Source organism: Dyella sp. (assembly GCF_035685805.1).
Classification (GTDB): domain Bacteria; phylum Pseudomonadota; class Gammaproteobacteria; order Xanthomonadales; family Rhodanobacteraceae; genus Dyella_A.
Genome location: NZ_DASSAB010000033.1, coordinates 1 through 21,814 on the forward strand (window position 1 = coordinate 1; position 21,814 = coordinate 21,814).

21 protein-coding genes are annotated in these 21,814 nt (G+C 66.5%); 11 read left to right on the top strand and 10 right to left on the bottom strand.

From position 1 onward, the window contains the following. The 3 genes from VFG40_RS07660 to VFG40_RS07670 form a co-directional block, all read right to left on the bottom strand. Positions 1-262: pilin (locus VFG40_RS07660; protein ID WP_324896609.1), on the bottom strand; the 262-nt coding region annotated here is incomplete at its 3' end. A 333-nt stretch (positions 263-595) separates the two neighbouring features. Then, entirely contained in the window at positions 596-1,033 is a 438-nt protein-coding gene (locus VFG40_RS07665; protein WP_414649268.1) for a pilin, read from the bottom strand. A 70-nt stretch (positions 1,034-1,103) separates the two neighbouring features. Then, positions 1,104-2,465, bottom strand: coding sequence for an ArnT family glycosyltransferase (locus tag VFG40_RS07670; protein WP_324896613.1), 1,362 nt, complete (start codon positions 2,463-2,465; stop codon positions 1,104-1,106). Positions 2,466-2,696: 231 nt separating this feature from the next. On the opposite strand from VFG40_RS07670, the gene VFG40_RS07675 reads away from it, so the two are divergent. Next, a complete protein-coding gene (locus VFG40_RS07675; RefSeq protein ID WP_324896615.1) occupies positions 2,697-4,811 on the top strand; it encodes a S9 family peptidase in 2,115 nt (704 codons plus the stop codon). A gap of 152 nt (positions 4,812-4,963) precedes the next feature. Here the strand turns inward: VFG40_RS07675 and corA are convergent, their stop codons facing one another. From corA to VFG40_RS07700, 5 genes are all read right to left on the bottom strand, one after another. Beyond that, positions 4,964-5,983, bottom strand: a complete 1,020-nt coding sequence (gene corA / locus VFG40_RS07680) for a magnesium/cobalt transporter CorA (protein WP_414649266.1) — start codon at positions 5,981-5,983, stop codon at positions 4,964-4,966. Between the two features lie 39 nt (positions 5,984-6,022). Next, positions 6,023-7,246, bottom strand: coding sequence for a lipoprotein N-acyltransferase Lnb domain-containing protein (locus VFG40_RS07685; protein WP_324896617.1), 1,224 nt, complete (start codon positions 7,244-7,246; stop codon positions 6,023-6,025). A 201-nt stretch (positions 7,247-7,447) separates the two neighbouring features. After that, the gene (locus VFG40_RS07690; RefSeq protein WP_324896619.1) at positions 7,448-8,299 is read right to left on the bottom strand and encodes a CorC family transporter; all 852 of its coding nucleotides are present in this window, start codon (positions 8,297-8,299) and stop codon (positions 7,448-7,450) included. A gap of 64 nt (positions 8,300-8,363) precedes the next feature. Beyond that, positions 8,364-8,819, bottom strand: coding sequence for an rRNA maturation RNase YbeY (ybeY, locus tag VFG40_RS07695; RefSeq protein ID WP_324896716.1), 456 nt, complete (start codon positions 8,817-8,819; stop codon positions 8,364-8,366). Positions 8,820-8,867: 48 nt separating this feature from the next. Then, positions 8,868-9,869, bottom strand: a complete 1,002-nt coding sequence (locus tag VFG40_RS07700; RefSeq protein WP_324896621.1) for a PhoH family protein — start codon at positions 9,867-9,869, stop codon at positions 8,868-8,870. A gap of 134 nt (positions 9,870-10,003) precedes the next feature. Here VFG40_RS07700 and VFG40_RS07705 point away from each other — a divergent pair, with 134 nt between their 5' ends. Genes VFG40_RS07705 through VFG40_RS07720 form a run of 4 tightly spaced genes read left to right on the top strand, consistent with a single transcriptional unit; the run spans position 10,004 to position 13,729 of the window. Then, positions 10,004-10,678, top strand: a complete 675-nt coding sequence (locus tag VFG40_RS07705; RefSeq protein ID WP_324896623.1) for a TetR/AcrR family transcriptional regulator — start codon at positions 10,004-10,006, stop codon at positions 10,676-10,678. After that, on the top strand, positions 10,675-11,649 hold the full coding sequence (locus VFG40_RS07710) for an HlyD family secretion protein (RefSeq protein WP_324896625.1): 975 nt from the start codon (positions 10,675-10,677) through the stop codon (positions 11,647-11,649). The genes VFG40_RS07705 and VFG40_RS07710 overlap by 4 nt, the downstream gene beginning before the upstream one ends. A gap of 38 nt (positions 11,650-11,687) precedes the next feature. Beyond that, the gene (locus tag VFG40_RS07715; protein ID WP_324896718.1) at positions 11,688-12,623 is read left to right on the top strand and encodes an ABC transporter ATP-binding protein; all 936 of its coding nucleotides are present in this window, start codon (positions 11,688-11,690) and stop codon (positions 12,621-12,623) included. After that, positions 12,620-13,729: an ABC transporter permease gene (locus VFG40_RS07720; protein ID WP_324896627.1), complete on the top strand. Its 1,110-nt coding sequence runs from the start codon at positions 12,620-12,622 to the stop codon at positions 13,727-13,729. The genes VFG40_RS07715 and VFG40_RS07720 overlap by 4 nt, the downstream gene beginning before the upstream one ends. A gap of 35 nt (positions 13,730-13,764) precedes the next feature. Here the strand turns inward: VFG40_RS07720 and miaB are convergent, their stop codons facing one another. Then, positions 13,765-15,108 carry a tRNA (N6-isopentenyl adenosine(37)-C2)-methylthiotransferase MiaB gene (miaB, locus tag VFG40_RS07725; RefSeq protein ID WP_324896629.1) on the bottom strand — a complete coding sequence of 448 codons (1,344 nt, stop codon included), beginning with the start codon at positions 15,106-15,108 and terminating at the stop codon, positions 13,765-13,767. Positions 15,109-15,324: 216 nt separating this feature from the next. Between miaB and VFG40_RS07730 the strand changes: the two genes are divergently transcribed. Next, positions 15,325-16,485 carry a lytic transglycosylase domain-containing protein gene (locus VFG40_RS07730; RefSeq protein WP_324896631.1) on the top strand — a complete coding sequence of 387 codons (1,161 nt, stop codon included), beginning with the start codon at positions 15,325-15,327 and terminating at the stop codon, positions 16,483-16,485. Here VFG40_RS07730 and VFG40_RS07735 read toward each other — a convergent pair. Next, positions 16,471-17,652: a S1C family serine protease gene (locus VFG40_RS07735; RefSeq protein ID WP_324896633.1), complete on the bottom strand. Its 1,182-nt coding sequence runs from the start codon at positions 17,650-17,652 to the stop codon at positions 16,471-16,473. The two genes, VFG40_RS07730 and VFG40_RS07735, sit on opposite strands and share 15 nt — an antisense overlap. A gap of 346 nt (positions 17,653-17,998) precedes the next feature. Between VFG40_RS07735 and petA the strand changes: the two genes are divergently transcribed. From petA to VFG40_RS07760, 5 genes are all read left to right on the top strand, one after another. Further along, a complete protein-coding gene (petA, locus tag VFG40_RS07740; protein WP_324896635.1) occupies positions 17,999-18,604 on the top strand; it encodes a ubiquinol-cytochrome c reductase iron-sulfur subunit in 606 nt (201 codons plus the stop codon). After that, positions 18,604-19,905 (top strand): cytochrome b, encoded by a 1,302-nt coding sequence (locus VFG40_RS07745; RefSeq protein ID WP_324896637.1) that lies wholly within the window; start codon positions 18,604-18,606, stop codon positions 19,903-19,905. The genes petA and VFG40_RS07745 overlap by 1 nt, the downstream gene beginning before the upstream one ends. Continuing rightward, a complete protein-coding gene (locus tag VFG40_RS07750; RefSeq protein ID WP_324896638.1) occupies positions 19,898-20,629 on the top strand; it encodes a cytochrome c1 in 732 nt (243 codons plus the stop codon). The genes VFG40_RS07745 and VFG40_RS07750 overlap by 8 nt, the downstream gene beginning before the upstream one ends. 71 nt (positions 20,630-20,700) lie before the next feature. Then, positions 20,701-21,327 carry a glutathione S-transferase N-terminal domain-containing protein gene (locus VFG40_RS07755; protein WP_324896640.1) on the top strand — a complete coding sequence of 209 codons (627 nt, stop codon included), beginning with the start codon at positions 20,701-20,703 and terminating at the stop codon, positions 21,325-21,327. 23 nt (positions 21,328-21,350) lie between these two features. After that, the gene (locus tag VFG40_RS07760) at positions 21,351-21,785 is read left to right on the top strand and encodes a ClpXP protease specificity-enhancing factor (RefSeq protein WP_324896642.1); all 435 of its coding nucleotides are present in this window, start codon (positions 21,351-21,353) and stop codon (positions 21,783-21,785) included. Positions 21,786-21,814: the final 29 nt, after the last annotated feature.

Genomic DNA, 21,814 nt, shown 5'->3' on the forward strand with positions numbered 1-21,814 from the left:
CGACACCGTTGACATAATTGCCGGTAATCGACGCTGCGGTGGCCAAGCCGAAGGAGGCGTTGTTGGCAGCGAAGCGGCCGTTGTTGTTGTAGAACTCGGCAACGGCGGTCTTCATGCCGTCAGCGAGCGAGGAGCCTTCCGAGACCTGCGAACGAATCACATAGTCTTGGTACTGGCTGATGGCGATAGCCGCCAGGATCGCAATGATCGCGACCACGATCATCAGTTCGATCAGGGTGAAGCCTTTCTGGATCTTCTTCATGGTGATTCCTTCTTGTTTACTGGTTAGCTAACCGGATGGATGCCCCCTGAGCCCCGGTCCCAAATCCCCCTAGGTGGGATCGGACCCCTCTTGCACGGTCAGGAACGACCAGGAAGCTCAAAGGGACACAAGCACCTTGCGTGCCATGTGCCCCTCGCCGCGAATTTCCCCACATTCGCGGCGATCGCGATTGTGCACGTGATCACGGAAGCCTAACAAGGCCGGGCGCTGTTGCAGGCAATTGCTGAATTCGTGACGCATGTAGTTCTACTTCAACGTGCCGCGCCGCGTCAGTCGTGGACACTCATCGTCACATTGTGGCCGACGAGGCGGCTAGCGGCGGCAAGCCGTCGGGAGATACTTGCCTTCCACCGTGCTCGGAGTGCACGTCCAAGCAATGCTTCCGGCGTTGGTGATCGGTGAGAGCACCAGCTCTTGCCCTTGCAAATGCGTGTTGGCATCTCCCGCTTCGAACCGCACCTTGATCACGCCCCCCGCGACGTCGACCTCGGAGACATACTTGCCGGTGATCGATGCGCTGCTGATCAGCCCGGCAGACGCGTTGTTAGACGGATAGTGGCCGGTATCCGAGGTGAAATCCCAGACAGCCGCCTTGGCGCCCGAGGCGAGCACCACGCCCTCTGAAACCTGCGCCCGAATGACATAGTCCTGATAGGCAGGTATCGCAATTGCAGCGAGGATCGCGATGATCGCTACCACGATCATCAGTTCTATCAGCGTGAAGCCGTCTGAAAGTCGAGCGCGTCGCATGATGTTCCCCTTAGGTGACGTCATGTGAAGGCACGTTTTGTACCAATCCCGCAGGATTGCAAATTGGGAATCAGTCGGAAGGCAGTTGGCCGCCGGATTCGTGAATGGGGTCACGTTCGGTCAGTCGAGCGTTACGCCATGTGCGGATGCGTACACTCAACGAGTAGCAGAACCATGCCGCGAGCAGGATCTGGATCGGCCGATACGGCTCCGCGTAGCGGGGCTCCGCCTGCAGCGCCGTGTGCACCAGCGTGACCCACACGAGCAAAAGACTGACCAGTTGGACTGCCGGAGGCGCCCCGCGTCTCGTCACCAGGGCTGCTACACCGCCACCGATCATCGCCAGAAGCAGGAAAGGGTTCAACGCGTGGCAAAGTGCTTCGATGGCTCGCCAGGAGGCGCTTTCGACGAATGGCGAATGCCTGGTGGGGTAGGTATAGATGTCGCCCTGGCCTATCCGTATGTCCCAGTCCCAAAGCAGCGCCGGCTTGCGGGCGTACCACGCCAGCGACTGCCAAGGCGTTCTGGCGAGGCGGGCAAGCACCTGCTGAAGGCCCCGGGGCGTATCCGCCGTCAGCAGAGCGATCTCCTGTCCCATTTTGTTCATTGTCACGATTGACTGCTGATCGCCGTTAATCGACCCGTGGAACGCTGCGTGGTATTCGGGCCAGGCACCTTGATCCAGGTTCATCAACGCGCGCTGGCTGGACGATTGCCTCTGGGGCGATTGCCCCGCGGGCAGCGTGGCATTGCGGCATATCCAGGCGGCAGGCAGTAGCGTAGCTCCGAGCAGCAGTGCCGCGCAGACCTGCTTGCCAGCAAATCCGCGCCACCAGAGCCATCCGGCAACCAGCGGCGCGAAGGGTAACAAGACTGCGTTGCTCAACCCGGCCAGTGCCATGGTGAATCCACCAGCCGCTGCGGGGCGGACGCGTGGCTTTTCGACGGTGCGCGACATTACCAGCATGGCCGCGGCACAAAGAAAGCCCACCAGTGACTCGCTCAGGATGTAGCTGTTCATCGCTATGCTGTGGGGCCAAATGGCCATCAGCAAGCCAGCTCCAAACAACCATGATGGTGGCATCCAATGCCGGCCGATGCCCACGGTCAGGACGACACTCAGGGCGCTGATCAGCGCCTGCGACAGCAGAACAGCCGCATACCACTGGGGCCACGACGGGAAGATACGCATCCAGAGAGCCAGGAATGCGGGGTAGCCGGGATCGCGAAAGCTGTCGCGGACAGGAGGTACTTCGCCCTCGGGCGCCATGGAAAACACCCCGTGCTGCGCCAGGTTGCGCGCGTAGGCGTAGTACTCGACGCCATCCCCGCGTGCGCGTGACTGGTCGTCAACCCGTTGCAGGACTTGGGCTTGGGTGACGTAGTGAAATCGAGCGGAGGCCGCAGCAAGGCCGACGAGCAGCAGCAGCAACCACCAGCGCCAGGGGCGATCGCCTGATGTCCTTGCACGATGATCAACTGGTGGTGACGTTCGGAGTTGAGCTGCAGGTTGACCTGACACGGTAAAACCCATGGGCGATTTTCCAGCTCAGCTATTGTCTCCGCGGAGAGTAGCGCAGGTCATGGCGAGGCCCTTTAGCTGTATGTTCCGTATGGTTTCGCCAAGCCTGTTTTCGGCCCATAAGTGATGCAGGAACATCTCATGAAGCTCTTACTGACTGCACTTCTCTTGGTTTCCGGCTCGCAGCTGTGGGCAGAAGCCCGGCAACCAAAGGACCAATCTTCGGCATCGGCAGAAGCCGCGCACCCTTTCACCGTCCGCGATCTGGTCATGCTGGATCGCGTGAGCGATCCGCAGCTGTCTCCCGATGGGCGCTATGCGGCGTTTAGCGTGCGAACTACTGATTACGCAGCAAACAAGGGCGTCAGCGCGGTGTTCGTGCAGGACCTGCGCAATGGCTCCGCGCCCCGGAAAGTGGTGGAGAAGGGGGGCTCGGCACGCTGGTCGGCCGACGGACACAGCCTGTATTACGTCGCCCCCGCCGGCGACGTGGCACAGCTTTGGCGTCTGGACCTGGGCAAGGACCCCGGCCGGCCTGCCACCGCAGCGCCGGTGCAGGTGACCCACACGGCAGTGGACCTGGGCGGCTTCGTGTTATCGCCCGACGGCAAGCGGGTCGCCCTCAGCTACGAGGTCTATCCCGATTGTCCGAACCTCGCCTGCACGCGCGAGCGTGCGAGTGGCGACGCATCGGACAAGTCCAGTGGGACGCTCTACACGAAGTTGTTCGTGCGCCACTGGGACAGCTGGTCGACCGGTCGTCGGAGCCAGCTGTTCATTGCGCCTTTCAACGCGGACGGCGTGGTCGCTGCCGAGCCCGCGCTGCTCAGCCGCGGGATCGACGGCGACGTGCCGAGCAAGCCGTTTGGCGGGATGGAAGAGGTCGCGTTTTCGCCGGACGGACGCAGCGTCTACTTCGGCGCGCGCGAGGCGGGCACAAGTGAGCCCTGGTCGACCAATTTCGATATCTACCGGGTGAACGTCGATGGCGCTGCGCCACCGCAGAACCTCACCGCTTCCAACCCTGCATGGGACGCCTATCCCGTGCCCTCGCCGGACGGGCGGACGCTTTATTACCTGGCGATGAAGGAGCCGGGCTTCGAGGCCGATCGCTTCGCGATCATGGCGTTGGACCTCGCCAGTGGACGCAGCCGCGAAGTGGAGCCGGCGTGGGACCGCTCGCCCGGCAACCTCGCGGTGTCTGCCGACGGCAAGACGCTCTACGCGACGGCGGACGACCGTGGTCAGCATCCGCTGTTTGCGATCGATACCGGCTCCGGCGCCGTGCGCAAAGTGGTGGGCGAGGGCACGGTGGGTGGTTACGCACTGGCCGGAAACACGTTGCTGTTCGCGCGCGATGACCTGCAGCATCCGGCAGACCTCTACGTGGTGCGTCCGGATGGTGGCAACCTTCGCCAGGTCACCCACCTCAATGCCGAGCGGCTGCGGCAGACCACCATGGGCGCGAGCGAGTTCTTCACCTTCAACGGCGCAAACAACGAGCCGGTGCAGGGCTACGTGGTGAAGCCGGCCGGCTACCAGCGTGGCAAGACCTATCCCGTCGCTTTCATCATCCATGGTGGCCCCCAGGGCGCGATGGACAACGGGTGGAGCTATCGCTGGAACCCCCAGACCTATGCTGGCCAGGGCTTCGCGGTGGTCACCATCAACTTCCATGGCTCCACCGGCTACGGCCAAGCATTCACCAACGCCATTTCAGGAGACTGGGGCGGCAAGCCGCTGGACGATCTCAAGGCAGGCTGGAAGGCGGCGCTGGCGAAGTACGACTTCCTCGACGGCAGTCGCGCCTGTGCGTTGGGCGCGAGCTATGGCGGCTACATGGTGTACTGGATGGCGGGCATCTGGAACGAACCCTGGAAGTGCTTCGTCGACCATGATGGCGTGTTCGACACGCGCGCCATGTATTACGACACGGACGAGTTGTGGTTCGAGGAAAAGGAGAACGGCGGCACCGCGTTCGAGCACCCCGAGAACTACGAACGCTTCAATCCGGCGAACCACGTCAAGGACTGGCGCGTGCCGATGCTGGTGGTCCACAGCGCGCAGGATTTCCGCATCCCCATCACGCAGGGGCTAGGTGCCTTCACCGCGCTGCAGCGCCGCGGCATCCCCAGCGAGCTGCTCACTTTCCCGGATGAGAACCACTGGGTTCTCAAGCCGCAGAACAGCGTGCAGTGGCACGAGACGGTCAATGCGTGGCTGAAGAAGTGGACGGCACCCGACGCCGGGAACTGAGCTGATCCCGCGAGCACGGACCCACCGGACACCGCAGTGCAATCTCCGCGCTGTCTTCGGTGGTGTCCTCGTGGTTGCGGCTCCGGCAGGCCACCGACTTGATGGGCCGCAGATGCGGCCTATGGAGTGGTGCCCGGTGGCCGGCGGTAGCCCTACAGCCAGCGCACCCGGCGCAGCCAGGTGTAGATGCCGCCGACCACCACCACCATCGCCACGATCATGGTGGGGTAGGCCCACGGCTTGTCCAGCTCGGGCATGTGCTGGAAATTCATGCCGTACCAGCTGGTGAGGAGGGTGGGGGCAGCCAGCATGGCAGCCCAGCCGGCGAGCTTCTTCATGACTTCGTTCTGCCCGAAGCTGACCAGCGAAAGGTTCACGCTGATCGCCGCATTGAGCATTTCCCGCATGGCGCTGACCGATTCGTTGGCGCGGAACACGTGGTCGTAGACGTCGCGAAAATACGCACGCAGGTCGTCGGAGATCAGGTTGGGGTGCATGCGTACCAGCTGGCTGATGATGTCCTGCAGTGGCGCCACCGCCAGGCGCAGCGTCATCAGGTCGCGCTGCATGTGATACAGCCGCTTGACCGTTTCGCGCTTGAAGGTCTCGGCGAAGATGTCCTGCTCCAGCTCCTGCAGCTCTTCGCGGAAGTCCCGCACGATCGGCAGCAGGTTGTCGACGATGAAATCGAGCACGCCGTACAGGCCGTAGCTCGGCCCGTGCGCCAGAAGGTCCGGCGAATTTTCGCAGCTGCGCCGCGCCGGCGCATACGACAGTGATGCGCCGTGGCGCACCGTGACCAGATAACGGGCACCCAGGAAGATGTGTGTCTCGCCGAAGGCGAGCTTTCCCGACACCAGCTGCGCCGTCTGCACCACGATGAACAGCGAGTCGCCGTACGCCTCGATCTTGGTGCGCTGGTGCGCGTGATGTGCGTCCTCGATGGCCAGGTCGTGCAGGTCGAACTCTTCCTGCAGCTTTTCCAGCAGGGGCTCGTCGGGCTCATGCAGGCCGACCCAGACGAAGGTGTCCGGCTCCTCCAGTACGTCGCTGATGGCGTCCAGCGAGATGTCGCCGATGCGCGTGCCGTTGCGATGGTAGGCGACGCAGTTGACTACCATGCCGGCAAGCTGGGCGGGTACGGCGGCTTTGGAGGCGACAGGGTTTTGCATCGCTGCATGATGCCCCTGCGCGTCCGCGCCGGGCAATGGTCAGTGCGGGGCGGGAGCGCGCATGTGACGTAGCGTGAACGCAAGCGCGAGCCACACCGGCAAGGCGAACAGCAGCCAGGGCTGGTTCTGCTGCACCAGGCCAGGCAACGCATGCAGCAGCACCGCCACCAGACCGGCGCACAGTTGCGCCAACAGGCAGCCATCGACCCATCGAGGTGTGCTGTCGCCGCGGCGCGCGCGCCACAGCGCAGGGATCAGCGCCAGCGCCAGCGGGTTGAACAGCAGCAGGTTGGCATTGGCCCAGGCGGAGTGGTGGGTGGTGAGCGTCCACAGCGCGAGCATGAGCAGCCCCACCAGCCCCGCGGCCAGCAGGTACAGCGTGCCCACCACCGCAAATGCAAGCGGCATGGTGCGGCGCATGCCCAGCAGCGCCAGTGCAATCAATGCGCCGGCGAGCGCGAGCGGGCCGCGCAAGTCCGGTGCCCTCGCGGGCGGTGGGTCGAGGCGGTTTGGCGACACCACATGCTCGGCCACCACCAACGGATGCGAGTGTCCCTGGTCGTCGACCACGCGCACTTGGCGCAGGTCCCGTTGCAGCACCATCGGCAGGAAGCTCTCCTGCCATGCGGTGAGCGGCTGGTCGGCGTAGGGGCCGAGCCCGAGATCCATCAGCAGCATCAGCCAGGGCTGCGCGCTCATCAGCCGGTCGGTCTGCTGGCGATAGGTCATCTCGGCCGGTGTATGACCAAGCTCGGCCCGCAATACGCCGCCCAGCGCCTTGTCCAGCGCATCGCGCACGCGGGTGCTGCAGTTGTCCGCGTAGTAGTCGTAGTCGTAGCGGGCGTTTCCGGGGCGCAGGTTCCACAGCAGGAACTCGCGCAGCGCGGCGGCCTGCTCGGGCGTGAAGGCCAGCCGCTGGCGCGTGATCGAGCGTCCCGCCTGCACGTAGTAGCCCTCGTCCAGCGCGGTAGGCGCCGCGTCCATCAGGTAGTGCATGCGGCCGCGCGCGAAGTTCAGCAGAAAGCCGCGCTGGTCGAAGTCGAAGACGCCATAGTTGAAGCTCACGGCCTCACCGTCGACGACGTCCTTCACTTCGATCGCGATGTGCCCGAACCGCTCCCAGTAGGTATCGCCGGGGCCGTAGGTGATCAGGGTGATCTGAAGGTTGGCCGCCGGGGCATTGGCCACGCCGGCATGTGCCGACCCGAGGGCGCCAAGGAAGATCAACGCCAGCAGCGCGAGGGCGCGGTGAAGCAGGGGCATCGGCATGTCGGGTCTGAAGGCGGGGGACACCACTGTAGTGGCGAGCGCAGGACGCGTCGATGCCGGCCCGGCCAACTTGAGCTTGGGCCGCACCTGGGCGAGCGGCATCCGCGGGGTTTCAGCGCCGGGCGGCAGCGCCGTCCCCAGGAACCACAGCTGCACATCTCAAGGAAGCCACCTGATTGCTTCCCACCCGATGGCTCAGTCGGCGGTGCCGGCCCGGCTCACGCGGAACTGCTGCACGCGACGATCGTCCGCCTCGGTCACGTGGAACAGGAAATCGCCCACGGTGATTTCCTCGCCCGCTTCCGGCAGGTGGCCGAATTCGGACGTGACCATGCCGCCGATGGTGTCGAACTCTTCGTCGGAGTAGGACGATCCGGTCTGCTCGTTGAAATCCGCGATCGGTGTCAGCGCGCTCACCAGCCAGTCGCCGTCCGGCTGGGCGTGCATCAGCGAGGGTTCTTCCTCGTCGTCATGCTCGTCGTCGATCTCGCCGACGATCTGCTCGAGCACGTCCTCGATGGTTATGAGGCCGGCGACGCCGCCGTACTCGTCCACCACCAGCGCCATGTGGTTGCGCGACAGCCGGAACTCGGCCAGCAGCACGTTCAGGCGCATCGACTCGGGAATGAGCACGGCCGGGCGCAGGATGGCGCGGATGTCGAACGCGGCGCCGTCGCCGAAGTACTTCAGCAGGTCCTTGGCCAGCAGGATGCCGAGGATTTCATCCTTGTCCTCGCCGTGCACCGGGAAGCGGGAGTGACCCGATTCCACCACGGCGGCGAGGATGTCGCTCAGGGGCGACTCGGCCGAGATCATCACGATCTGCGCGCGCGGGACCATCACGTCGTCCACGCTCAGCTCGGTGACCTTCAGGGCACCCTCGACCATGGTGAGAGTGTCGTTGGAAAGCAGGCCATTGGCTTGCGCAGCGCGCAGCTCTTCGACCAGTTCCTCGCGATTGCGCGGCTCGCCGGAAAACATGTGGCCCAGTCGATCCCACCATGATCGGTGAGCCGGGCCGCCGGTACTGCCAGGGTCGTCGTTCATTACTCTTTGGGGTTCTGCCCAGCGTCGGGCGGAAGACCGAGTTTAGCGGAAACCGCCAGGCGATTCAGGCCGCCGGCCAGTGGTACGGGTCGGGCACGCCGAGACCTGCCAGGATGCGCGTTTCGAGCGCTTCCATGGCTTCGGCCTCGGCATCGACGAGGTGGTCGTAACCGAGTAGATGCAGCACGCCATGCACCGTCATGTGGGCCCAGTGGTGCCGCGCCGGCTTGCCCTGCTCGGCCGCTTCACGGACGACCACCGGTGCGCAGATGGCAAGGTCGCCGATCAGCGGCAGCCGCACGCCCGGCGGCAGTTCGGCGGGGAACGACAGCACGTTGGTGGCGTAGTCCTTGCCGCGGTAGTCGCGATTGAGTGCGCGGCCTTCCTCCTCGCCAACCAGGCGAATCGCGAGCTCGGCGGCACGCTGTCGCCGTGCGCCGCGAAGCGCAGCGGCCACCCACAGCCGGAAGCTCGCCGCTGCGGGCACGCCGCGGCGGTCCAGGCCGTAGCTCACGGCCACGCTCGGGACCGGTGCACTGCCGGCAGCGGCGGAACGGGCGGCCAATGCTCAGCCCGCCTTGCCGGGCTTGATCTCGCCGTTCTCGGCGTCGACTTCGAAAGCCTCGTAGGCGCGCACGATCTTGGCCACCAGCGGATGGCGCACCACGTCGCGCGAGGTGAAGAAGGTGAAGCTGATGCCGTCGACACCGCGCAGCACTTCCACCGCGTGGCGCAGGCCCGAGCGGATGTGCCGGGGCAGGTCGACCTGGCTGACGTCGCCGGTGATCACCGCCACCGAGCCGAAGCCGATGCGGGTCAGGAACATCTTCATCTGCTCGACCGTGGTGTTCTGCGCCTCGTCCAGGATCACGTAGGAGTCGTTGAGCGTGCGTCCGCGCATGTAGGCCAGCGGCGCGATCTCGATCACGTTGCGTTCGATCAGCTTGGCGACCTTTTCGAAGCCGAGCATCTCGTACAGCGCGTCGTACAGCGGGCGCAGGTACGGGTCGACTTTCTGGCTGAGGTCGCCCGGCAGGAAACCGAGCTTCTCGCCCGCCTCCACCGCCGGGCGCACCAGCAGCAGGCGCTGCACGCGATTGGCCTCGAGCGCTTCGACGGCGCTGGCTACCGCGAGGTAAGTCTTGCCGGTGCCGGCCGGGCCGACGCCGAAGCTGATGTCGTGCGTGGTGATCGCGTGCAGGTAGCGCGCCTGGTTCGGCCCGCGTCCCTTGACCACGCCGCGTTTGACGCGGATCACCACTTCCTGCGCGCCCTCGGCTGCTTCAGCGGTGATCGCGTCGATGCCCGATTCGGCCAGGTGCAGGTTGATGATGGCGCCGGTCAGCGCTTCGCCGGCGGTGAGCTCGTACAGCGTGCGCAATACCTTTTCGGCAGCGCGGGTCGCCGGCTCTTCGCCCAGCACCTGGAAGATGCCACCACGGTGGTTTATCTCCACCCCCAGGCGCAGTTCGATCTGCCGCAGGTGTTCGTCCAGGGGGCCGCACAGATTGGCGAGGCGGGCGTTGTCGTCGGAGTCGATGACGAAGTCGCGCTTGTTGATGTCGGTCATAAGCGGCGAAGCGTAGCGCGGCGCACGTGGAAGAACCATCGCGGCCGGCGGTGCCGTGGGCTGCAACTGGCGGGTTGAAGTCCCCACGCTAACGCGCTCTTGAAACTAATTAATGGTTCAATTAATTTATCGACATGACTCGCCCCACGCCAGCAAAAGCACCCCGGCGTCGCGCCGGCCGACCGGGCGGCGACGATCTCGACCTGCGGGCGCACCTGCTCGACGCGGCCGCGGCACAGTTCGCCCGCAGCGGCATCGAAGGCAGCTCCTTGCGGGCGATCGCGGCGGCGGCCGGCGTCACCCCGGCGATGCTGCACTACTACTTCGGCGACAAGGCGCGGCTGACCCAGGCGCTGGTGGAGGAGCGCCTGATGCCGGCGATGCAGCCGCTGCGCGAGCGGCTGGAGCCAGTGGGCGACGATCCGCTTGCTCTGGCGGCGGCGTTCGCGCACGGCGTGGCCGAGATCGTGGAGCGGCATCCCTGGCTGCCGCCCTTGTGGGTGCGCGAGGTGTTGTGCGAGGGCGGCACGCTGCGCGAGGTGGTGTTCCGGCAGGTGGTGCCGATGCTGCCGCAGTGGCTGGCCGGCCGGTTCGCCGCTGCGCAGGCGGCCGGACGCATGAATCCCGCGCTCGATCCGCGCCTGATGGTGGTGTCGCTGGTCGGCTTGACGATGTTTCCGGCCGCGGCCGCCCCGGTCTGGAAGCAGGCCATGGACGCCGAGCCGCTGCGTTCGCGCGCCATGCTCGACCACACCCTGGCCTTGCTCGGCTCGGGCATGCGTGCTGGATCCGGTGGAGAGACGACATGAACGCTCCGTTGCGCCGGGGATCTCCCTGGCTTGCGCTGGCGGCCGCGCTGGCGCTGGCGGCCTGCAGCAGATCCGCGCCGCAGGCGCTGGGGACAATCGAATACGACCGCATTGCGCTGCCCGCCGCGGCAGCGGAGCGCATCGTGCGGATCGACGTCGGCGAGGGCGATACGGTGACTGCCGGCCAGCCGCTGCTGCAGCTCGATCCCGCCCGCACACAGGCGCAGCTGGCGGCCGCGCAGGCGCAGGTTGCCGAGCAGCGCGAGCGGCTGAACGAGCTGCAGGCGGGTCCGCGCCGCGAGGACATCGCCCGCGCGCGGGCCAGCCTCGCCGCCGCGCAGGCGCAGGCGCGCGAGGCGCACGCTTACTACGCACGACTGAAGCCGCTGCAGGGCCGCAACTATGTCGCCGCGGCCGAGCTGGACCGTGCCCGCGCCACCGCCGGTAGTGCCGAGGGTGAAGTCGCTGCAGCAACCGCTGCGCTGGACGCGCTGGTGCACGGGACGCGGCCGGAGCAACTGGCGCAGGCGCAATCGGCGCTGGCCGCGGCGCAGGCACAGGCCGACGCAGAGCGGGTCACCCTGGACAAGCTGAGCGTGGCCGCGCCCCGGGCGGGACGAATCGACAGCCTGCCCTACAAGCTCGGCGACCAGGCGCCGGTCGGTGCGCCCGTGGCGATCCTGCTGGCGGGCGACGCGCCGTACGCGCGCGTGTACATTCCCGAGCCGCAACGCACCCGCGTGCGCGTGGGCAGCCGGGTGCGGGTGTTTGTCGCCGGGCGGTCCCGCGCGCTGACCGGCGTGGTGCGGATGGTGCGCAGCGAGCCGGCGTTCACGCCGTACTACGCCCTCATCGGCGACGACGCCACGCGCCTGAGTTACCTGGCCGAAGTCACCCTCGACGCCGACGCCCGCGACCTGCCCGCCGGCCTGCCGGTGCGGGTGGAACTGCCTGCCGCGCCCGCGCCGTGAGCGAGCCGGCCGCCATGGCGGACACCGCGCCACCAGCGATCAGCGCCCGCGGCCTGACGCGCCGTTTCGGCCGGCTGACGGCGGTCGATCATGTCGATCTGGACGTGCCGGCGAAGCGCGTCTACGGCTTTCTGGGCCCCAACGGCTCGGGCAAGTCGACCACGATCCGCATGCTCTGCGGCCTGCTCACACCGAGCGCGGGCGAGATCGACGTGTTGGGGCTGCGCGTGCCGGAGCAGGCCGACGAATTGCGCGCGCGCATCGGCTACATGACCCAGCGCTTCTCGTTGTTCGAAGACCTCACGGTGCGCGAGAACCTGCAGTTCCTGGCGGCGGTGCAGGGCGTGCCGAGGGCGCGCACGCGCCGGCGCATCGACGAGCTGGTCGAGCAGTACCACTTCGGTGACCGCCAAGACCAGCTCGCCGGCACCATGAGTGGTGGCCAGAAGCAGCGCCTCGCGCTGGCCTGCGCGGTGATCCACGCGCCGGAGCTGCTGTTTCTGGACGAACCGACCAGCGCGGTGGATCCCGAGTCGCGGCGCGACTTCTGGGAGAAGCTGTTCGAACTGGCCGATGCCGGCACCACGCTGCTGGTGTCCACCCACCTGATGGACGAGGCCGAGCGCTGCCATCGCCTGGCGATCCTCGATCGGGGCAAGCTGGTGGCCGACGGTACGCCGGACCAGCTGACTGCGCGCCTGGACGGACGCACGTTCACCGTCGACACGCCGCAGCCACGCAAGGCGCAGCACGTGCTGTCCGATGTGCCGGGCGTGCTGGGCGTCGCCCAGGTGGGCAACCTGCTGCGCGTGCTGACCGACGACGCCAGCGCGGCGGATGCGCGCGAGCGGATGTGCGCGGCGCTGTCGCGGTCCGCGCTGGCGGGCGAGATAGCGGTTGCGGAGCCGAACCTGGAGGACGTGTTCGTAGCGGCGACACGCTCAGCGGAACGGGCCGCGCAGGAGCCGTCGTGAACCTGCGCCGGCTGTGGGCGATCGTGATCAAGGAGCTGCGCCAGTTGCGGCGCGACCGGGTGACGCTGGTGATGATCGTCGGCCTGCCGGTAGTCCAGCTGCTGCTGTTCGGTTACGCGATCAACTTCACCCTGCGGGGCCTGGACGCGGGTATCGCCGACCAGGCCGGCACCGCCGACTCGCGGGCGCTGGTGATGGACATGCTCAACACCGGCCTGGTGGCGCCGGTGGCAACCGTGCAGACGCCGGACCAGCTGATGGGCATGTTGCGTCGTGGCCGGATCAGCGTCGGCATCGTGATCCCGCCGGACTTCGAGCGGCGCCGCATCGACGGGCGCCAGGTGGCGCAGATCCTCGTCGACGGCACGGACACCGCAGTGCAGAACGCGGCGTCCCAGCTGGCGCAGACCCCGCTCGACAGCGCGCGCCCGGATACCCGGGCACCGGCAACGAGCACGCCGCCGGAGACGGCGATCGCGGTGGTGAGCTTCTACAACCCGCAGCGCAGCTCGGCGGTCAACATCGTGCCCGGGCTGATCGGCGTGATCCTGACCATGACGATGGTGCTGTTCACCGCCATCGCGATCGTGCGCGAGCGCGAGCGCGGCAACATGGAGCTGCTGATCGCCACGCCGCTGACCAGCACCGAGCTGATGATCGGCAAGGTGCTGCCCTACATCGTGATCGGCCTGATCCAGACCAGCGTGGTGCTGGCGCTCGGCGTGTGGTTGTTCGACGTGCCGGTGCGCGGGAGCCTGGCGGACGTCTATCTGTCGGCGGCCCTGCTGATCATGGCCAACCTCGCGATGGGCCTGCTGATCTCGACCCAGGCGCGGTCGCAGTTCCAGGCAATGCAGGTGACCTTCTTCGTGTTCCTGCCGTCGCTGCTGCTGTCCGGCTTCATGTTTCCGTTCGCGGGGATGCCAAGGCCGGTGCAATGGTTCGCCGAGATCCTCCCGCTGACGCACTTTCTTCGCCTGGTGCGCGGCGTGATGCTGCGCGGCGCGTCACCGGGCGAGGTGTGGCCGGACCTGCTGGCGCTGGTGGCATTCACTGCCGCGATGCTGGTGCTGGCGATCAGCCGCTTCCGCAAGCGGCTGGACTGAAGGCGGCCGCGGGCACCGCGCCACGGGTGACCGCTTCAGGCGGCGACGTCGTCGGTCAGGTGCAGCCGTCCGCGCAGCGAATTGCTCATCGCCTCGGTGATCTCGACGTCGACGAACTGGCCGATCAGGCGCGGGTGGCCGGCGAAATTCACGTAGCGCATGTTCTCGGTGCGGCCGCTGAGTTCGCTGGCATCGCGACGGCTGGGCTTTTCCACCAGCACGCGCTGCACGCTGCCGACCATCGCCTCGTTGATGGCCTTCGCGTTGGCGTTGATCGCTGCCTGCAGCTGGGCCAGTCGCTGCTGCTTGACCGCCATCGGCGTGTCGTCGGCGAGGTTGGCGGCCGGCGTGCCGGGGCGGGCGGAGAAGATGAAGGAAAAGCTCTGGTCGAAGCCGATATCGGCGATCAGCTTCATGGTCTTGCCGAAATCCTCGTCGGTCTCGCCGGGAAAGCCGACGATGAAGTCCGAACTGATGCAGATGTCCGGGCGCACCGCGCGCAGCTTGCGGATCTTCTGCTTGAACTCCAGCGCCGTGTAGCCGCGCTTCATCGCGCTGAGAATGCGGTCCGAGCCCGCCTGCACCGGCAGGTGCAGGTAGTTGGCCAGCTTCGGCACGCTGGCATACGCCTCGATCAGCGAGTCGGAGAACTCCAGCGGATGCGAGGTGGTGAAGCGGATCCGGCCGATGCCGTCGATCTGCGCGATGGCGTGGATCAGCACGGCCAGGTCGGCGGTGCCGCCGTCGTGGGTGGCGCCGCGGTACGCATTGACGTTCTGGCCCAGCAGGTTGACCTCGCGCACGCCCTGCTCGGCGAGCTGGGCGACCTCGACGAGCACGTCGTCGAACGGCCGGCTGATCTCCTCGCCGCGGGTGTACGGCACCACGCAGTAGCTGCAGTACTTGGAGCAGCCTTCCATGATCGACACGAACGCGGTCGGCCCCTCGGCGCGCGGCTCGGGCAGGTTGTCGAACTTTTCGATCTCGGGGAAGGAGATGTCCACCTGCGGCTTGCCGGTAGCGCGCTGCTTCTCGATCAGCTCGGGCAGGCGGTGCAGGGTCTGCGGGCCGAACACCAGGTCCACATACGGCGCGCGCTTGACGATCGCGTCGCCCTCCTGGCTCGCCACGCAGCCGCCCACGCCGATCAGCACCGGCTTGTCGCCGGCCTTGTGTTCCTTCCAGCGGCCGAGCTGGCTGAACACCTTTTCCTGTGCCTTTTCGCGGATCGAGCAGGTGTTGATCAGGATCACGTCCGCCTCGGACTCGTCCTGGGTCAGCTCGAGCCCGTGCGAGGCCTTGAGCACGTCGGCCATCTTGGTCGAGTCGTACTCGTTCATCTGGCAGCCGTGGGTCTTGATGAAAAGCTTGCCGCTCATGGGATCGGGTGCCGTGCCTTGCGTGGTGGACAGGAGTTGTCGAACCCGGCAGTTTACTCGCGGCCCCGCCGCGTCGCCACCATCGCTGCCTGCCGGATCAAGCACTTGCGCGACGCGGGGCGCGATGCAGTGGCGTGTTGTGAATGCCGGACCTGGTTCACGCGGCGTGCCTGCCGTACTTGGCGCAGTGGCCGCGATCGCTGCACACTGCGCGACATGACCGCCGCCACGCGCCACGGGGGAAGCGCCGGCCATCCGGCAGGCCGCTTCCCGCCTCGCTCGATCCTGCTTCGCTGGATGCTTTGCTGCGCCCTGCTGATGCTGGGCGCGCTGGCACAGCCGGCACACGCCGATGCCCTGTACCGTTGCACCGGGGCCAGCGGCGAGGCCGTTTACAGCAGCAATACCGCGGGCTATCGGCACTGCCAGCGCATCGGTTCCTACGCCGCGCCGCGCGCCGCCGGCACCCGGGCTCCGCGGGCGCGCCGTGATCGGTTCGGCAGCGTTGTTTCTTCCGTCAGTACCAGCGCCGACGCGATCACCGACGCACAGCGCGACCGCGCCCGGGCCGCTGCGTTGATCCGCGCACGCGCCCGGTTTGCCGACGTGCAGGCCTCGGTGCAGACCAGTGCCATCACGCTGTCCGGGCTCCCCGCCGCGCGGATGAGGGCGAGTGCGCCCGGCGCCAGCGGAGGCTGGAGCTACAGCGACTCCACCGCCGCCATGGCATCGGCCTCGACCCCGGAGGCGGGCGGCGGCAGTCGGGTGCTGCGGGGGGCGGTTTACCGGGTCAAGCGCGCGGACGGCAGCGTGGAATACACCAACATCGCGCCGCCCCGGCAGCGCGGCCATGCGGTCACCATGCTGTTCACCTACCTGGCCACCTGCATGGCTTGCGACCTGCACTCGCCGATCCACTGGAACTCGGTGCGGCTCAACCTGCAGGACTATGCCAGCGCGATCCGTCAGGCCAGCATCGAGTACGGCGTGGACGAGGCGTTCCTGCGCGCGATCATCCACGCCGAGAGCGCCTTCAACCCACACGCGCTGTCGCTCAAGGGCGCCCAGGGGCTGATGCAGCTGATGCCGGGCACCGCCAGCGACATGGGGGTGCTGGACGCCTTCGACGCCGAGCAGAACATCCGCGGCGGCGCGCGCTACCTGGGCGGGTTGCTGCAGGCATTCCACGGCAACGAGCGGCTGGCCGCGGCGGCCTACAATGCCGGGCCGGGCGCAGTGCAGCGCTACAGCGGGGTGCCGCCCTATGCCGAGACTCGGGTTTACGTGGAGCGCGTCGAGGCACTGCGACAGCGCTATGGCAAGGCCATCCACCCGCCGTTGACGATGCGTGGCGGCATGGCTTCAGCCCTCCAGTGAACTGTCCACGTCGAGGTTGGGCGGGCGCTGGGCGATAGTCACCGAAAGACGAAACGGCACGCCGTTGCGCAGCCCCGAGACATCTACCGTGCTGCCGGGCTTGAGTGCCGCCTCACGCTTGCGCAGGTCGGACGGATCCGCAATGTCGTCGTGGCCTATCCGCAGCAGGATGTCATGCGCCTGGATGCCGGCTGCCGCGGCCGGGCTGCCTGGATAGACCTCGGCAACCTCCACGCCGCGCGCCGCTGCCGGCAGGCCGCTGTCTGCCGCCACGGGCACGAAAGTGTAGTCGGCGCCCAGCCAGCCGCGCACCACGTGGCCACTGTCGATGATCTGGTCGAGCACCTTCTTGGCGTTGTCCACGGGAATCGCAAAGCCAATGCCTTCGGCGTTGGCGGCCTTGCCGATCAGCAGGGTGTTGATGCCCACCAGATTGCCCTGGGCGTCGATCAGGGCTCCGCCGGAGTTGCCCAGGTTGATTGCCGCATCGGTCTGGATGAAGTCCTCCGGGCTCGCGCTGCTCAGCTGGCGCCCAATCGCGCTGACGATGCCCATCGTGACGGTCTGGTTGAGCCCGAAGGGGTTGCCGATCGCCAGTACCACGTCGCCCGCCCGCACCTCGGTATGGGGCCGGATGTGGGCCACTGGCAGATTGCCGGCGTCGATCTTCAGCACGGCCAGGTCGGTTTCCTGGTCGGCGCCGACCAACGTGGCCTTGGCTACCCGGCCGTCATACAGCAGCACCTGGATGTCGTCGGCGTTGGCAATCACGTGGTTGTTGGTAAGCACATAGCCATCGGCATTGACGATGACCCCGGAACCGAGGCTCTGCTCGCGCCGCTTGTACGCCGGTCCTGCCGGGCGTCCGCCGAACAGGCGTTGCAGCAGCGGGTCCGAGTACATGCGCAAGGCCTGCTCGGTCACCGTCTTGTTGGCATAGATGTTGACCACCGACGGCGCCGCCCGGGCCACCGCATCGGCATAGGACAGCGTGGGGCCGGCCGCCGGTGCGGCCACTGCGGCGGCGGGCGGGTTGGCGTCGAGACCGAAACGCTCGCGCAGCCGCTGGCCGCTGCCGGGCCAGAACAGCCCCACCACGAACGCCAGCGCGAGTCCGAGCACCACGAATCGGGCGATGAAAGCGAGCGTGCCGGCGGCGTGTTTCATGGAGTGGGCTTTCGTAAAATGATGCGCGGAAGCTGAGCGCGCGCGCCGGGCTGCGGCGCGTCACCGCAGAGCGGGTTTGATTGTACGGGGCAGGGGCTGACGCTACACTAACGCGATTTTTGCGGGTGCCGGATTCCGTCCGGTGCTTGCCAAGCAGGCCGTTCCGGTTTGTCCACGTCATGTTCTGAAGGGGCAGCGTCGTTCGCGGGTTTTCGCGTGCCGCGCAAGCTTCGGAACGGGTCGCGGGCCTCCGGGCATCCAGCCCCGGGCTGTTGACCTGCTTCGCAAGCACCAGTGGAAGCCACCGGTCCGCACCTCAATGGCATTGCAAGTTCCGGAGAGCCTGATGGCGAATGAAGTCGTCGATCACGGCCGCCGCCGTTTCCTCACAGCCACCACCGCGGTGGTGGGTGGTGCAGGAGTCGTCGCGGCAGTCGTGCCCTTTATCAAGACGTGGGAACCCAGCGCGCGCGCCAAGGCCGCCGGTGCTCCGGTGACGGTGGACATCAGCAAGATCGAGCAGGGCCAGAAGGTCACCTTCCCGTGGCGCAGCCTGCCGGTGTTCGTGGTGAACCGCACCAAGGCGCAGCTCGCGGTGTTGCCGATGGTCGATTCGCGTCTGGTCGATCCCACGTCCACGGGCATCTCGGCCGACCAGCAGCCGAAGTACGCGCAGAACGAAAGCCGCGCGATCAAGCCGGAATGGCTGGTGGTGGTGGGCATCTGCACCCACCTTGGCTGCGTGCCGGACTTCGTCCCGGAGATCAAGCCCGAGCCGTTCGACCCGAACTGGAAGGGTGGCTTCTACTGCCCCTGCCACAAGTCGCGCTACGACATGGCCGGGCGCGTGTTCCAGGGCGTGCCCGCGCCGAAGAACCTGCAGGTGCCGCCGTATCACTTCGTCGACGACAGCACCATCCAGATCGGCGTTGATCCGAAGGAGGCCAGCTGATGGCTAACGTATTCTCCCGCGTGGGTGACTGGGTCAACGAGCGTGCTCCGAACATGATGCCTGCGTATCGCAAGCACATGACCGAGTACTACGCGCCGAAGAACTTCAACCTCTGGTACTACTTCGGTTCGCTGGCGCTGCTGGTGCTGGTCAACCAGATCGTCACCGGCATCTTCCTCACCATGAACTACAAGACCAGCGCGCTCGAAGCGTTCGCCTCGGTCGAGTACATCATGCGTGACGTGGAGTGGGGCTGGCTGATCCGCTACATGCACTCCACCGGCGCCTCGCTGTTCTTCATCGTGGTGTTCCTGCACATGTTCCGCGGCCTGATGTACGGCTCGTTCAAGAAGCCGCGCGAGCTGGTGTGGGTGCTGGGCATGCTGATCTTCCTGGTGCTGATGGCCGAGGCCTTCATGGGCTACGTGCTGCCGTGGGGCAACATGTCGTTCTGGGGCGCCAAGGTGATCATCTCGCTGTTCGGCACCATCCCCTACATCGGCGACGCGCTGGTGCAGTGGATCATGGGCGACTACATCCCGGCCGACGCGACGCTCAACCGGTTCTTCGCACTGCACGTGATCGCGATGCCGCTGGTGCTGCTGTTGCTGGTGGTGCTGCATATCGCGGCGCTGCACGAGGTGGGATCCAACAACCCTGACGGCGTGGATATCAAGAAGGGACCCAAGGGCAACCGCTGGGATGCGCTGAAGCCGGCCGACGGCATTCCGTTCCACCCGTACTACACGGTGAAGGATCTGGTCGGCGTGGGCTTCTTCCTGCTGATCGCCGCGTTCATCATCTTCTTTGCGCCGACCTTCGGTGGCTGGTTCCTGGAGCACGACAACTTCATCCCGGCCAACAACCTGGTGACGCCGTCGCACATCAAGCCGGTGTGGTACTTCACCCCCTTCTACGCGATTCTCCGCATGATCCCGTCGTTCCTGGGCACGGCGTTCTGGGGCGTTCTGGGCATGTTCGGCGCCATCGCCGTGCTGTTCGCCATGCCGTGGATCGACGTGGGCAAGGTGCGCTCGATCCGCTATCGCGGCACGGGCTACAAGGTGGCGCTGGGCGTGTTCGTGCTCTCGTTCATCATGCTCGGTGCAGTCGGTGCCGGCGTGACGGCCGAGGTGATTCCCGAGTGGTTCGGCGACGTCGACGTGACGTTCTGGGAGAACCTGTTCGGCCGCGTGATGACCTTGATTTACTTTGGCTTCTTCGTCTTCCTCGGGCTCTACACGCGCCTTGGCTGGGAGTCGACCAAGCCGGTTCCGGAACGGGTGACGATGCATGACTAAGCGCTATTTTTTCTCGATCGCGCTGGCCCTCGGCCTGCTCGCCGGCAGCCTGTCGGCTGCGGCCTCCGAGGAGGGCGGCCTGCCCTCGTCCGGTGCCAGCATCAACGATCAGGCGTCTCTCCAGCGCGGCGCCAAGCTCTTCTTCAACTACTGCGCGGGCTGCCATTCGCTCAAGTACATGCGCTACTCGCGCATGGCGGAAGACCTTGGCCTGTCCGAGCAGGAGGTGATGCAGAACCTCAACTTCACCGGCGCCAAGTTCGGCGAGACCATCGAGTCGCACATGCCGGCCGAAGAGGCCGCCAAGTGGTTCGGCAAGGCACCGCCGGATCTGTCGCTTGAAGTACGTGCCAAGACCGCTGACTGGGTCTATGCCTACCTCAATGCGTTCTACGTGGACCCGAGCCGCCCGGTGGGCTGGAACAACACGGTGTTCCCGAACGCCGCGATGCCGAACCCGCTGTGGGAGCTGCAGGGTGTGCAGACCGCGGTGCGCAAGGAAGGCGAGGAGGGCGTCGAGAAGCTCGAGCTCTCCAAGCCGGGCAAGATGACCCCGGCGCAGTACCAGCAGGCCACGCGTGACCTCACCAGCTTCCTCGAGTACGTGTCCGAGCCGGCGGCGATCCAGCGCAAGCACTACGGGATCTGGGTGCTTCTGTTCCTCGCCGGCTTCACCTTCCTGGCTTACCTGCTCAAGAAGGAATACTGGAAGGACGTGCACTGAGCGTCGCTCCATTGGTAACCCTGCGGCGGCCACTGGCCGCCGCGTTACGTTGTTAGTCGGGGAGATTGCGCATGGTTCAAAGCGCCCGTTCGCGTACGGTGCTCACCCTTTACACCACCGCCGATGACGTCCAGTGTCATCGCGTGCGTCTGCTGCTGGCCGCCAAGGGCGTCAGCTACGAGCGGGTGATGGTGGAACCCGGCAAGCCGCCGGAAGATCTCGTCGACCTGAATCCGTACGCGAGCACGCCGACCCTGGTCGATCGCGATTTGACGCTGTACGACACATCGGTGGTCTGCGAGTACCTCGACGAGCGCTACCCGCATCCGCCGCTGATGCCCATCGATCCGCAGTCGCGCGCGCGACTGCGCCTCGCGGCGGTGCGTATCGAGCGCGACTGGCTGCCGGAAGTGGACATCATCCGCGCCGGTGGACGCCCCGCCGACGCGGCGCGCAAGCGTCTGCGAGAGCACCTGCTGGTGGCGTTGCCGCTGTTCAAGGCGGCGAAATTCTTCCTCAATCCGGAAATGAGCCTGGCCGATTGCCTGGTGGCTCCGGTGGTCTGGCGGCTGCCGTGGCTGGGCGTGGATCTGGGGCGCGAGGGGCGTCCGATCCTCGACTACGGCGAGCGGCTGTTCAACGGCCAGGGCTACGCGCGCAGCCTTACCGCGGAAGAAAAAGCCATGCGGGCGGCATGATGGGCGCCGACGAAGCGCCGCCGATGAGCTCCAATCGCCCGTATCTGCTGCGGGCGATCTACGACTGGATCTCGGACAATAACCTGACCCCGTACATCCTGGTCGATGCAGGCAAGGAGGGCGTGCGGGTGCCGCCGCAGGTGATCAAGAACGGCCAGGTCGTGCTGAATCTCGCCATGCGCGCTGTGGCCAACCTCGACCTGGGCAACGACTGGATCAGCTTCCAGGCCCGCTTCTCCGGCGTCAGCCAGTCGATCCTCATTCCGGTTCACGCCGTGCTGGCGCTTTATGCGCAGGAAAACGGGCAGGGCATGATGTTTCCCGCCGAAGAGGGTGATGGCGACACGCCGCCAACTCCGCCAAGCGACGGCGGTGAACCGCCCGCTGGTCCCGACGCCGGCCCCGATGGCGACGACAAGCCTCGTCGCGGCGCGCCGCACCTGCGGGTGGTCAAGTAGCGGCCAGCGTTCCTGCGTACGCGCGCGCA